The organism is Pedobacter sp. AJM, from assembly GCF_002197755.1.
Classification (GTDB): Bacteria; Bacteroidota; Bacteroidia; order Sphingobacteriales; family Sphingobacteriaceae; genus Pedobacter.
Genome location: NZ_NHOT01000002.1, coordinates 67,318 through 80,156 on the forward strand (window position 1 = coordinate 67,318; position 12,839 = coordinate 80,156).

Consider the following 12,839-nt stretch of genomic DNA (forward strand, 5'->3'; position numbering starts at 1 on the left):
AGCCAACTCAATTACTTTATGCTACAGTTGCCTAATTTGACAAATCGATCTCTTTAATGGCAACTTCACTCACCACAATGTCTGTTGTAAACTTTTTAGATCCGTCTTTCGCCACGTATGATCCTGATAATAATTTACCTTCAATGGTTAATCTGGTTCCTTTCTTGATCTGAGCAGAGGCAAGGTCGGCTTTATCATTCCAGAATGTTAGTGTAAACCAGTTTGTTTTTTTAACCTCTTCACCTGATGCATTCTTGTAATATTCATTTACGGCTAGATTTACTTTCGCCAATCTTTGATTTCCAGAAATGTTTCTTACCTCAGCGTCTGCTCCTGCAAAACCACTTAATACTACTTTGTTAATTGCACTTTCCATAATCTTTTAAATTTAAGTTTCTTAATCATTAATGAACAATAGCTTTCCTCGCTATCGACAGAACAAAGGTGCAGACAGTGAAAAAATTTATTCGGATGTTAAACAGTTATAGTCGTTTATAAACGTTTATAAACGGATTTAGCAGGCCATTACCCTTCAATTTGATTTATAAGCCTTATTTAATTTATGATGAAAGTAAACAGCGTAGGTATTTGTGTATGTTGTATTTCAATCATTATCAGATATTCAGATTCAGATAACTTTGTGGTAACGATCATTTCAAGCTTAAGCATCAATTAACTGTATGATATGCTGCTGAACATTTTTTTAAGATGACTGAGGTAACGGATTTAGTATGCAAACGGGAAAACAGAGGATTTATATTTCTTAAACCATTTCATATGCTTACATTTAGTGGTGAGATCACAAATTAACAGGCAAAAAAGTATTCAAAGAGGTCGATTAGTATTTCATTTAAATACTGGATTATTGATAAATAAAGTTTTTGAAAACCTCGTCTGGTTAATTTTCTTAGCCTTGCCTCTTTTGCCATTGATGAATAAGAGCAATAAACTAACATTTACTTCGCTTTGCCTCACTGTGGCTTTTGTTATCTTCATGCTCGTTAGTCTTTATTTAATGAATCATTTGATCCTGATCAAGGGATCAAACCCTACCTTAAACCGGTTAAAGATGGTTCAAATTTTAAAACATAGATATCCATCGCTTAAAATAGATGATTCGGGGCAAAACATTATAAAATTTAAAAAGGAAACAGGACTCTTTACCTGGGGAAAGGAAATTACAGTGCTCTTTGAAGAAAAGCAGGTTTACATCAATTCGACCACATTAGGACGTTACCACATGAAATCTCCTGTTCATTCTATCTTCAACACCATCTCTATGCTACAAATCAAGAAAGATTTTCAACAGGCAGAAGCCAAGGGTAAATCTACAGCCCCTAACTAAAAGGATGTAATGCGTCATGATCGCATTTTGTACAGAGATAAAATTTTATTATTTTTAATCATCATCCCATAATATAAACCTGATTATATATATGGAACGCTTGTGTTTAGATTGTGGCGAGGCTGTTAAAGGCCGAACTGATAAAAAATTTTGTGATGATAGTTGTCGTAATAATTACAATAATCGTTTAAAGAGTGAAAATGGTATTGTATTTAACAGGATTAATTCAATTCTTAAAAAAAACCGTACACTTCTATCTAAATTTAACCCTGATGGAAAAGTTAAAATATCAAGAAAGAAAATGCTAAACGCCGGCTTCAACTTTGATTACCATACCCACATTTATCAAACTCAAAACGGCAAGTGTTATCTCTTTTGCTATGAATTTGGTTACCTGGCATTAAATGATGATGACTTTCTTTTGGTAAAAAGAGAGGATAAGTTATAGTCAGATGCTGGTCATGCAATGGAACTTAGCAATTATCGGGTATCATCTACTTCATTTCTTTATTAGTTTTGCGGGTAAGAAATGAGGATATGAAAACACAAGAAGACATTAACTACCATAGAATTGCCGATGCGATTAAATATATCCAGTTAAACTTCAAAAAACAACCCAGTCTGGAAGAGATTGCTGAAAAGGCAAATTTAAGCCCATACCATTTTCAGCGGCTATTTAGCGAATGGGCAGGTACAAGTCCGAAGAGGTTTCTACAGTATATTAGCATTGGTTACGCGAAAAAATGCCTCAAAGAAAATCAGGCCTCGTTATTTGAAACGGCAATGGAAACCGGATTATCCGGAACCAGCAGGCTACATGATTTGTTTGTTAATATTGAAGGAATGACTCCCGGCGAATATAAAAACGGAGGTGCAAATTTAAATGTTAATTACAGCTTTGCTGAAACACCCTTTGGAAATATCATTGTGGCCGCAACACCAAAAGGCATTTGTCATCTGGTTTTTATAGAAAATGAGCAAATCGCACTGGCACAATTGATTTCCAAATTTCCAGCAGCAAATTTTCATCACCAGTTAGATCGCATGCAACAAAATGCGCTGTTTATTTTCCAGAATGACTGGTCCAAGTTACAGGAAATTAAACTCCATTTAAAAGGTACTGATTTTCAATTAAAAGTATGGGAAACCTTATTAAAAATTCCGATGGGTAAGTTGTCCACTTATGGCAGCATTGCCAGTAAACTTCAAAATCCAAAAGCATGCCGGGCAGTGGGCACAGCCATTGGTGATAATCCTGTAGCATTTTTAATTCCCTGCCATCGGGTAATCCAGGCCAGTGGTGCGTTAGGGGGTTACCACTGGGGCACTGAGCGTAAAATGGTCATGATTGGCTGGGAGGCCGCAAAAACAGCTGAACAGCAAAATTTAAAGCAGTAAAAATGGATTTGTTTAGTACAATACAAGATGTGAATCACAACTTCCTTCCCTATGATGGAACAGTACGGTATTTCGGGCAATTGTTTTCCATCGAAAAGGCGAATGCCTATTACGAAGCACTCCTGAATACCATTGAATGGAAAAATGATGAAGCTTACATCATGGGCAAACACATCATTACCAAAAGAAAGGTGGCCTGGTATGGCGATAAAAAATATGCTTATACCTATTCAAATGCGACTAAATATGCACTTCCGTGGACCATGGAATTAACTGAACTCAAACAAATTGCAGAGGAAAACACCAGATCAACCTACAATTCCTGCCTGTTAAACCTTTACCACAATGGAGATGAAGGCATGGCATACCACAGTGATGATGAAAAAGCCCTGGGCAAAAATACCAGTATTGCCTCAATGAGTTTTGGTGCCGAAAGAAAGTTTCTTTTTAAACATAAAACAACTAAAGAAACCATTGGCCTGTTTTTAGAAAATGGAAGTTTGCTGGAGATGAAAGATGCCACCCAAACGCATTGGCTACACCGTTTACCTCCAACAAAAAAGATCAGCACGCCAAGGATCAACCTTACCTTTCGATCAATGCTTGCCGGATAATGAACTACTTTTTAAATTCGCTGATGTCTACAATCCGGTCATCATCTGGATTTTGCTTTAGAAAAGATGCGCCTTTTGCATTGGTAGCCCAGCTATAACCCTTTCTGATTTCATTGGCCACATTGCCAGATTGCATCACATTGGCAGGAAGTTTAAGTGTAGCCGTTTCTCCTGTACGGTAATTAACCTGATAAAGCGCGTTGCCGGTTAAAAAAACCAGGGTTTGCTTATCTGATGAATTGAATAAAAAATCGCCTTGAATGCGTTCACTTTCATTTTGTCTTTTGATGGGATAAATCTTCCCATTCACCAAAGCAATGGCAAAATCATTATTCACAATAATATTGCTTAAACTCATCTCCTCTATTCCCTTGGTATATTTTTTATCACTTTTCCCTGCTGATGCCTTGTATAAACTGGTTACACCAACTTTGCCGTCCTTTAAAGAAATCACATAAAATGGAGAAACCAAGCCTGAACCATCTTCAACCTGAACCAATGCAGCAGTTTTCTGTGTATTGATAAACCTGGCTTGTTTAAACTGATTGGCTAAAGACTTAGGCTTATCCTGAATCGCTATAGTGGTATCTTTAAACTGAATGGTAAAAGTTTCCCTGTCTTCAGGTTTTGAGGGTTCAACAGTGACAATATTTAAGATTTCATTTTTAACCTTTGGAAATTCATTAAAATCCTCATTGGTGTAGGCTTTAGGAACATAAGTTTGTTCCAGCTTGCTTTGCTTACAGGCGAATAAACTGATGGAAAGCAGAATGGCGAATGCTGTAGTTTTCATAGATTTTATTGTCGCTTTTTTTTTGCTAATTTATTATCTTTATTTCTTACCTCCGATTAAAAATTTAGTTTTATATCATTTATCCTCAAATAAATTATTGGATTAATTTTTGTTGATCATCAGAAATCGCAATACTTATGAAAAATCTATTTATCCTTGGCATTAGCCTCTGTCTTTTTAGTGCCTGTCTGGAAAAAAACGATCCAAAGAAATTAGCACATACCAAATGGGAATTAACTGAATTGCCGGGACTTACCTTACCTGCGAATGCTAAAGCGACACTTAATTTTGGTGATAGCTTGAAAGTTAGCGGTAAATCTTTTTGTAATTCCTATGGAGGAAAAATTGAAAAAGCAGATCGCAGGATTAAATTGCAAGATGTCATCAGTACCAGGATGTTTTGCCAGGAAACAGATGCGGCCGAACGTGCATATGTACAGGCCATTAACCAGGTAAACCAGGCGAAAGTAACGGATGGGAAACTAACCCTGCTGAATGACGAAAAAGTGCTGCTCGTGTTTAAAAAGGCGGATTAAATAACAAAAACAGATACAAAGGATTACGAATAAAGTATTTTGAGTATTTTCGGGGCTTTAAGAATGAAACATGCTGTTAAAACTAAAGGATAAATTAAGCTTCTTTTTCTCTACTTCGAAAAATGCATTTATCTTATTTCAACAAAACGATCCATTAAGATTAGCTGGCGCAACGGCATTCTTTACCAATTTTGCACTTCCACCGATATTGATTATTCTCATCCGCTTATTTGGTATGTTTACCGACAGGCGTATTTTATTCACTAATATTTTTCAGCGTCTGGCCAACATCCTGGATGAAGACAGTATTAAACAGATCAAATTAACCCTTCGCAATATCAGGGGAATTGATCAGGCCTGGTATATTACTTTATTCAGTTTCGTATTTTTCCTGTTTGTTGCCACTACCCTATTTAACGTGATTAAGAACTCGCTTGAACAAATCTGGAATATTGGCAATAAGGATAAGAAAGGCATCATTAATACCCTTAAATCAAGAGCGATATCTGTTACGATAATCCTCTTTGCCGGAATCTTATTTTTTATCGGCTTACTGGCAGATAGTGTTCAGGCCATTATCGGTGCCTATTTAAAAAGCAGTTCACCGTCATTTAGTCTGATATTAACCTCCATACTGAATCAAATCATCTTTGTTATTATTGTTACTACCTGGTTTACGATGCTGTTCAGATACCTTACCAATGGCAGACCCACCTGGAAAGCAGCCATTTCAGGAGGCTTACTTACCGGCTGTCTTTTTACCGTGGGTAAATATATTTTAAGGATTTTGCTTCCACTGAGTAATATCAGCAACATTTATGGATCAGCCGGATCTATTATTGTGATTATGCTTTTTGTATTTTACTCTTCACTTATATTTTATTTTGGCGCTTCATTTATTAAAGCCTTAAGTGTAGGACGAGAAACGCCAATTGTTCCTAAAAATGGTTCTTATGCGTATGAGCTGACAGAGGTTGATCTCTAAATAAACATCATAAAAAAAGGGCAGATCAAATGTCTGCCCTCTCCTATACTGATTATTTAGTATCAGGTTAAAAAATTCTATATCCCAAACCAACGGTAAACAAATTCAGCTTTGTTCCAGGGTAACCATCTTTATTTAATTTAGACAAGCCCAATTCGTAACGCGCATCGATGCTTAATTTCTTAATATCAAGTGCTGCACCAAATTGCCATGCAAATGCCTGATTTTTAAAGTTTCCATTAAAAACATTTCCGGTAGCCTGACCAAAACTTTGTTTTTCGTCTAAAATAAATGAAACCATTGGTCCGGTGTTTAATCTAACGCCAACACCCAAAGCACCAATTTTAGTTCCAACCAATAACGGAACATCCAAACTGGTAAAACTCACTTTATTTACCTGACCTGTTGCATCACTAACCAGGTTCGTTTTCTTACCTGAGATGTAAAGCTCTGGTTGAAAATGAACGCCTGCCCCACCAATCCTCGCCCACAAACCGCCGTAAAAACCGGCACGATTATCACTACTGAAAGTATTATCGCTATCAAACTTTGAAAAATTTGCTCCGGCTTTTAAACCTAGCTGGAAGGTTGGTAATACCTGTGCGCTTGCAAAAAAACAAGCAAATAAACAGGCAATAGTTAATGATAAAGATTTCATATAAAATAGGGTTAAGTTAAATTAGCCAGTTACATTGTTGATGGCTTCTTGTTCTTTTAAGGCATCAACATTGTTCTTATCGCCAAAATTTTGTGTTTTGCCTGCAAAGTAATCTAAAATTCCTGATATAGTGTCTAAGTTATCTGCTAAATTTTGGTGGATATCCGGTAAATCCTTTTCTAACCTGCCATCGCCTAGTTCGATATTATCCACTTCAATTTTGCCAATTTTTTGGATCAGTGCTGTTTGCGAATTTTGTAAATCCTCTAACTCACGCACAATCTTTTCCATCAATTCGAATTTCTGTAAGGTATTCATAGGTTCTTTATTTAAATTTATACTAATATTCTTATAAACCCACACGCACCCAATTTGTTTTTATTTACCTCATCTTCCAGAAAAATTTGGAATCATCACTTATAACTAATAAATTAGTTTAAAATATTGAAGTGATGAAAAATATATTTTACTTCCTGCTGCTTATGGTATTTTCCCAACAGTGTGATGCTCAGTCTGCGCTTGTTGATAAGGAAAAATTATTCGATCTGTATCAAAATCAGAAATATGCAGATGCCGCTTTATATTTAAAAAGCATATTCACAGACAGTACAACCGATCAAAAAGTGCTCACCCAAATAGGTTATTGTTTTTTGATGGCGGGCAACAATGTAGAAGCCGAGAAATACTATAGCAAGGCATACCAGCTCCAACCGCAAAGTCTGCCTATTCTATTTAGTCTTGGGAGTATCAGCACCCGGCGGGGAAACCAACAAATGGCGAAAAAATACTATGGCGAAATCGTTCAAATAGACAGCAATAATTTTAGTGTTTATAAGCTTCTCGCTAATTTATATCCTTCAGTAAAAGACTCTATGAAGCTGGTTTACCTCCTTAAGGCAAACCGGCTTAATCCCAATGAAGCAGATATTGCGGTTGACCTGGCAGAAGTACACGGCGTGAGCCAGGAATATGAAAAAGCTTATCATGTGCTGGATGTCGCCATTAAGGCAGACAGTGAAAACCTGGCATTGCAAAAAGCAAAACTTCCCCTGGCCAATCAGCTAAAAAAATACCAGGAAGTGATTACTTCCGGCGAAATGTTATTAAAAGACGGAGATGATGCCAGCGTAATTAAAGACGTAGCAAAAGCCTACTATTACACTAAAAAATATAATCAGGCCATTAATTATTTTTCCAGACTTGAAAAACTTTTGATGCAAAATGAAAACACTTTATATTTTACCAGCTTAAGTTATCGATACCTTAAAAATTATAAAATGGCCGCAGTTTACGCCAGGAGAACAATTGAGGAGGCCATCTCCCCAAATACGGCAAGTTACTATGCATTATTAGGCTTAAGTTATGAAGAGAATAATCAATTTAAGTTAGCCAATGCAGCCTATAAAAAAGGATTACAGTTTAAGGTAATGCCAACACTTTACTATCGCCTGGCCACACTTTATGATACCAAACTGAAACAGACTAAACCTGCTCTAAATTATTATAAGCTTTACCTCGGCAGTAAACCTCATGCAGAAGATGATCATTCAGAAATTAAGTTTGCAAAAGAAAGAATAGCACAATTGCACCTGACTGATTAGACCAGATCTTCAAAAACCGGTTTCACATGATCCCAGAAATCATCCAGCGCAATAATTCTTGGCTTAAAAAATGAAATGAGTGCTGGCCAGTGTTGCTGGTTAAAAATGCTTACTCCAGGTAAAGTAATTGATATCTGACTGATCGTTTTTCCGTAATCATCCGTAAAATCTCTCCTCCAGTCCCACTCCTCTTCTAAGGTATTGGTGAGCATTAATTTGAATTCTTCAAACTGATCAAAAATGAGGTGGCGAATATCCTGATCTGAATGAGACAACTGAATAGCAATTGTTGCCTTTTTATTGTCAACATCCATTTTGAAGAAGATATTTTTTACGCCTGTTTTATAATTGATCCAATGAACCGTGCTGCCACTGGCCGAAGGTACAGGTTTCATGTACTGCCCAAAACTAATCCAGAACTGTTGCCTTAACCTGGCCGCTTCATCTTTACTGTACATCCCAATTGATTAAAAGGCAATTATTTATTCATTAATCTGGCCACGTACTTGCCAATAATATCAAACTCTAAATTAACGGTATCCCCAACATGTACTTCCTGCAGGTTAGTATGCTCAAAAGTGTATGGAATAATAAAGACCGAAAATTCGTTATCAGCAGAATTTACAACCGTTAAGCTAATCCCGTTTACACAGGCCGATCCTTTTTCTACAGTTACATTTCCTGTACCTGCATCATATTTAAAACGATATTCCCAGCTACCGTCCAGTTCTTCCCGTTTAACACAAACAGCTGTCTGGTCAACATGCCCCTGCACAATATGGCCATCCAAACGCGCATTCATTTGCATACACCTTTCCAGGTTTATCCGGCTACCTACCTTTAAATTAATTAAACTGCTTTTGCGCAATGTTTCGTCAATAGCCGTTACCGTGTGCGCCCCATCCTGAAGCGATACCACTGTAAGGCACACACCATTATGCGCCACACTCTGATCTATTTTGAGTTCGTGGCTAATGGCTGATGAAATGGTAAAATGAATATTGGTATGATCATTTTTAATGGCGGTAACTTCGCCCAGTGTTTCTATAATTCCGGTAAACATGTGTTATCAGTGTTGAGATTTCATTTTGCCATTGATAAAGTAACGGTTGATGAAACCTGAATTAATATTTTAATCTGTTTTTTCTCCAGTTGGATGATGGTGGAGACACCTGCACAGGCGCTTCCTTAAATACATCCTTTTTAAAGAATTTTGCAGCAATAATTGCAGCAATCATAGCTTCCTCTTCATTTATTGCTTTTAATTCATCTGGTCTGAAATAGTTAGCAACAAAATGGGTATCAAAATTTCCGCTTTTAAAGGCTTCATGCTGCATGACAAATTTACCAAAAGCCAGTGTAGTTTCTATCCCGGTAATCTCATATTCTGCTATTGCCCTCAACATTCTGGATATGGCTTCCTCCCGATCCTTTCCATAGGTAATCAGTTTGGCAATCATCGGGTCATAATAAATCGGGATTTCCATGCCTTGTTCAAAACCATCATCCACCCTTACACCATTGCCTTTTGGTATTTTATAGGTTTGAAGCGTTCCGATATCCGGAAGAAAGTTATGATTGGGATCTTCTGCATATACGCGAAGTTCAACTGCATGGCCATTAATTTTTAAATCATTCTGACTAAAACTTAGAGGCTTTCCTTCAGCAATTTTGATTTGCTCTTTTACCAAATCAACACCGGTAATAAATTCCGTAACAGGATGTTCCACCTGCAAGCGCGTATTCATTTCCAGAAAGAAAAAATCGTGATTTTCATCGAGGATAAATTCTACAGTTCCGGCACCGGTATAATGTACAGAGCGGGCTACATCAATTGCACATTTACCCATTTTTTCCCTGATTTCAGGTGAAAGAACAGATGAAGGGGCTTCTTCCACCACCTTCTGGTGCCGGCGCTGCACGGAACATTCCCGTTCAAACAGATGAACAATGTTGCCATGATGATCTCCAAGAATTTGAATTTCGATATGTCTTGGTGAAGTAACATAGCGTTCTATAAACACGGCCCCATCACCAAATGCAGATGTAGCCTCGCTCACGGCCAAATCCATCTGTTCTTCAAAATCAGACACACTTTCCACAATCCGCATACCTTTTCCACCACCACCTGCAGCAGCTTTGATCAGAATAGGAAAGCCTACTTCAACCGCCCTTTCTTTTGCTTCATTCACATTGGTAATGGCTTCTTCCGTTCCGGGAACCATGGGGATGTTATATTTCAATGCAGCTGCTTTTGCCGATAATTTATTGCCCATGATTTCCATGGCCACTGCAGATGGGCCAATCAAAATTAATCCGGCGTCTGCTACCATTTTCGCAAAGCCTGCATTTTCAGATAAAAAACCATAACCAGGATGAATGGCTTCAGCACCGGTTTTTTTACAGGCATCAATAATTTTTTCACCAACCAGATAACTCTGGTTAGATGGTGCCGGTCCGATAAATATGGCTTCATCGGCATAACGTACATGCAACGCATTGCGATCAGCTTCAGAAAAAACAGCTACCGTTTTAATCCCCATTTCTTTTGCCGAACGCATAATGCGCAGCGCAATTTCGCCCCGGTTGGCAATGAGGATTTTTGAAATCGATATCGGGAGGTTAGAATTTTCAGGCATTTGGCAATTTACTTTATTTAATACAATAATTGGTGAGCAAGCGATGCCATAACTACTGGCTGTCAACTTTACTACAAATGTAATATGATTTCAATGGCACGGTCAATCATTTCAGCGCTCAGATCCAAATGCGTTACCAGCCGCACTGTACTGGCACTCGTTGTACCGCACAGCAATCCTTTATCTTTGAGCTGATTTGCAATTTTCTCTGCCGTTCCCGCAGCCACCTCAAAAATAACAATATTGGTTTCAACCGGCATTACAGAAAGCACATATTTTGTACGTAACAGTGCTTCAGCTATTGCCCCGGCATGTTGATGATCCTCCTGAAGGCGCTCGATGTGATGATCCAGCGCATAAATCCCTGCTGCAGCCAAAAAGCCTGCCTGGCGCATTCCACCACCAAAGGCCTTTCTAATTTTACGGGCTTTCCTGATCATATCCTTATTGCCCAGTAATACCGATCCCACCGGCGCACCCAAACCTTTTGATAAACAAACCGACATCCCATCGAAATACTTGCCATACTCATGTGCCTTATCGCCTGTGGCCACCAAGGCATTAAAAATCCGGGCACCATCCAGGTGCAGTTTTAACCCTTTAATATTACAGAGATGATGAATAGGTGCAATCTGCTTCAGGTCATAACATTTTCCACCACCTTTATTTACCGTATTTTCCAGTACCACTAAACTGGAATCCGGATAATGGATATTATCTTCATTAATTTCAGGCTCAATTAATTCAGGCGTCAGAATGCCCCTATCGCCATACAGCAACCTAACGGAAGCACCAGAATGAAAGGCAATGCCACCAATTTCATAACGGTAAACATGTGCCGTTTGGTCGCAGATAACCTCATCCATGGGTTTCGTAAAACACTTGATCGCAATTTGGTTGGTCATGGTACCTGACGGACAAAACAATCCTGCTTCCATATTAAAAATCTGGCAGAGTTTTTCTTCCAATGCAGCAACTGTTTCATCTTCACCAAAAACATCATCACCTACCCGGGCAGTCATCATGGCATCCAGCATCCCTGGCGTTGGCCTGGTTACCGTATCGCTCCGAAAATCTAAAAAGTTATTATTCATTTGCACTTAAATTGTAAAATATTCTTGACGATTAAAAAAAAGCCTAATGCCTTTTCAAGTATAATAATAAGGTTTTAAGGCGATTAAAGCCCCTATATAGTGTATTTTTTACACACTTAAATTTCAACAACAATAAATTGTTAAAAAATTATTAAAAAAAAAGATACAAAATATAAGAGTTTTTATACTTTTATCGTGCTAAAACCAAAAAATAAATAAAATGATAGTAATTGCAGACGGTGGATCAACCAAAACAAATTGGTGTCTGATCAACGAAGCCGGCAGAAAAATCTACTTTAATACCGAGGGTTACAATCCATATTTTTCTAAGGGAGAATACATTGTAAAGTCTTTAAATGAAACCCTTCCAGACCACTTGGAAAGAGAAAAATTAACTGCTGTTTATTATTACGGTGCTGGATGCTCTACCCCTGGTAATGTAAAGATTGTGACTGATGCCATGAAGCAGATTTTCACCAATGCCGAAATTTTTGTTGGTCATGATCTTCTAGCTTCCTGCAGAGCACTTTTGGGTAACGAGCCCGGATTTGCAGCTATATTAGGAACCGGTACCAATTCCTGCCTGTATGACGGAAAAGATATTACCCTTAATATAGATTCATTAGGTTATTTCCTGGGTGATGAAGGTAGCGGTTCATTTATTGGGAAACGCATTTTAAGCGACTATATGAAAGGCTATATGCCAAAAGGCTTACGTGAAGCTTTTTATGATAATTATGCTTTAACAAACGAAGATATTTTTGATAATATTTACAATAAGCCTTTGCCAAACCGTTTCTGCGCCAGCTTCAGTAAATTCTTATATGACTTCAAAGATAACTATGAAGACTATGCTTTCAGCACTATAGATTATGCCTTTACCTCATTTTTTGAAGCTTTGGTGATTCACTATCCAAACTATAAAGACCACAAATTAAACTGTGTAGGTTCTGTAGGTTACAGCTTTCGCGACATTTTAAGTATTGTTGCTGACCGTTATGAAATGGGTGTTGGTAAAATTATCCGTTCACCTATAGATGATTTAGTTCATTACCATTTGGAAACAGCTAAGAAGGGGTAGTTTAGAGTACTGAGTTTGGAGTCTTTAGTCTGGAGTCATGAGTTTCAAGTAATTAGTCAAAGTTCTTAAAACCATAAAAAGGTCCCGATTGAAAA

At 37.7% G+C, this 12,839-nt stretch carries 16 protein-coding genes; 8 read left to right on the forward strand and 8 right to left on the reverse strand.

Annotated features, from left to right (window positions below; translation table 11 throughout):
• Window positions 1-31 precede the first annotated feature (31 nt).
• Window positions 32-376: a single-stranded DNA-binding protein gene (locus tag CBW18_RS04215; RefSeq protein ID WP_088300023.1), complete on the reverse strand. Its 345-nt coding sequence runs from the start codon at window positions 374-376 to the stop codon at window positions 32-34.
• Window positions 377-1,069: 693 nt separating this feature from the next.
• Here CBW18_RS04215 and CBW18_RS04220 point away from each other — a divergent pair.
• From CBW18_RS04220 to CBW18_RS04235, 4 genes are all read left to right on the forward strand, one after another.
• Complete coding sequence (locus CBW18_RS04220) at window positions 1,070-1,345, forward strand: hypothetical protein (RefSeq protein WP_140418625.1); 276 nt, start codon at window positions 1,070-1,072, stop codon at window positions 1,343-1,345.
• Between the two features lie 91 nt (window positions 1,346-1,436).
• On the forward strand, window positions 1,437-1,793 hold the full coding sequence (locus tag CBW18_RS04225) for a hypothetical protein (RefSeq protein ID WP_088300025.1): 357 nt from the start codon (window positions 1,437-1,439) through the stop codon (window positions 1,791-1,793).
• A gap of 89 nt (window positions 1,794-1,882) precedes the next feature.
• Window positions 1,883-2,743, forward strand: a complete 861-nt coding sequence (locus tag CBW18_RS04230) for a methylated-DNA--[protein]-cysteine S-methyltransferase (RefSeq protein ID WP_088300026.1) — start codon at window positions 1,883-1,885, stop codon at window positions 2,741-2,743.
• A gap of 2 nt (window positions 2,744-2,745) precedes the next feature.
• Entirely contained in the window at window positions 2,746-3,357 is a 612-nt protein-coding gene (locus CBW18_RS04235) for an alpha-ketoglutarate-dependent dioxygenase AlkB (protein ID WP_088300027.1), read from the forward strand.
• A 4-nt stretch (window positions 3,358-3,361) separates the two neighbouring features.
• On the opposite strand, the gene CBW18_RS04240 is transcribed toward CBW18_RS04235, so the two are convergent.
• Window positions 3,362-4,150 carry a hypothetical protein gene (locus tag CBW18_RS04240; protein WP_088300028.1) on the reverse strand — a complete coding sequence of 263 codons (789 nt, stop codon included), beginning with the start codon at window positions 4,148-4,150 and terminating at the stop codon, window positions 3,362-3,364.
• 137 nt (window positions 4,151-4,287) lie between these two features.
• On the opposite strand from CBW18_RS04240, the gene CBW18_RS04245 reads away from it, so the two are divergent.
• Window positions 4,288-4,686, forward strand: coding sequence for an META domain-containing protein (locus CBW18_RS04245; protein WP_088300029.1), 399 nt, complete (start codon window positions 4,288-4,290; stop codon window positions 4,684-4,686).
• Window positions 4,687-4,756: 70 nt separating this feature from the next.
• The gene (locus tag CBW18_RS04250; protein ID WP_088300030.1) at window positions 4,757-5,671 is read left to right on the forward strand and encodes a YihY/virulence factor BrkB family protein; all 915 of its coding nucleotides are present in this window, start codon (window positions 4,757-4,759) and stop codon (window positions 5,669-5,671) included.
• Window positions 5,672-5,738: 67 nt separating this feature from the next.
• Here CBW18_RS04250 and CBW18_RS04255 read toward each other — a convergent pair whose 3' ends face one another.
• The gene (locus CBW18_RS04255; RefSeq protein WP_088300031.1) at window positions 5,739-6,329 is read right to left on the reverse strand and encodes a porin family protein; all 591 of its coding nucleotides are present in this window, start codon (window positions 6,327-6,329) and stop codon (window positions 5,739-5,741) included.
• A 21-nt stretch (window positions 6,330-6,350) separates the two neighbouring features.
• On the reverse strand, window positions 6,351-6,647 hold the full coding sequence (locus tag CBW18_RS04260; RefSeq protein ID WP_088300032.1) for a hypothetical protein: 297 nt from the start codon (window positions 6,645-6,647) through the stop codon (window positions 6,351-6,353).
• 134 nt (window positions 6,648-6,781) lie between these two features.
• Here CBW18_RS04260 and CBW18_RS04265 point away from each other — a divergent pair, with 134 nt between their 5' ends.
• Window positions 6,782-7,930 carry a hypothetical protein gene (locus CBW18_RS04265; protein WP_088300033.1) on the forward strand — a complete coding sequence of 383 codons (1,149 nt, stop codon included), beginning with the start codon at window positions 6,782-6,784 and terminating at the stop codon, window positions 7,928-7,930.
• Here the strand turns inward: CBW18_RS04265 and CBW18_RS04270 are convergent.
• From CBW18_RS04270 to CBW18_RS04285, 4 genes are all read right to left on the reverse strand, one after another.
• Complete coding sequence (locus CBW18_RS04270; protein WP_088300034.1) at window positions 7,927-8,388, reverse strand: DUF4268 domain-containing protein; 462 nt, start codon at window positions 8,386-8,388, stop codon at window positions 7,927-7,929. The two genes, CBW18_RS04265 and CBW18_RS04270, sit on opposite strands and share 4 nt — an antisense overlap.
• A 20-nt stretch (window positions 8,389-8,408) precedes the next feature.
• Window positions 8,409-8,993 (reverse strand): riboflavin synthase, encoded by a 585-nt coding sequence (locus tag CBW18_RS04275; protein ID WP_088300035.1) that lies wholly within the window; start codon window positions 8,991-8,993, stop codon window positions 8,409-8,411.
• 61 nt (window positions 8,994-9,054) lie between these two features.
• Window positions 9,055-10,569 (reverse strand): acetyl-CoA carboxylase biotin carboxylase subunit, encoded by a 1,515-nt coding sequence (gene accC, locus CBW18_RS04280; protein ID WP_088300036.1) that lies wholly within the window; start codon window positions 10,567-10,569, stop codon window positions 9,055-9,057.
• A 71-nt stretch (window positions 10,570-10,640) separates the two neighbouring features.
• Window positions 10,641-11,663, reverse strand: a complete 1,023-nt coding sequence (locus CBW18_RS04285) for a low specificity L-threonine aldolase (RefSeq protein ID WP_088300037.1) — start codon at window positions 11,661-11,663, stop codon at window positions 10,641-10,643.
• Between the two features lie 220 nt (window positions 11,664-11,883).
• On the opposite strand from CBW18_RS04285, the gene CBW18_RS04290 reads away from it, so the two are divergent.
• Window positions 11,884-12,744, forward strand: a complete 861-nt coding sequence (locus CBW18_RS04290; RefSeq protein ID WP_088300038.1) for an N-acetylglucosamine kinase — start codon at window positions 11,884-11,886, stop codon at window positions 12,742-12,744.
• Window positions 12,745-12,839 lie beyond the last annotated feature (95 nt).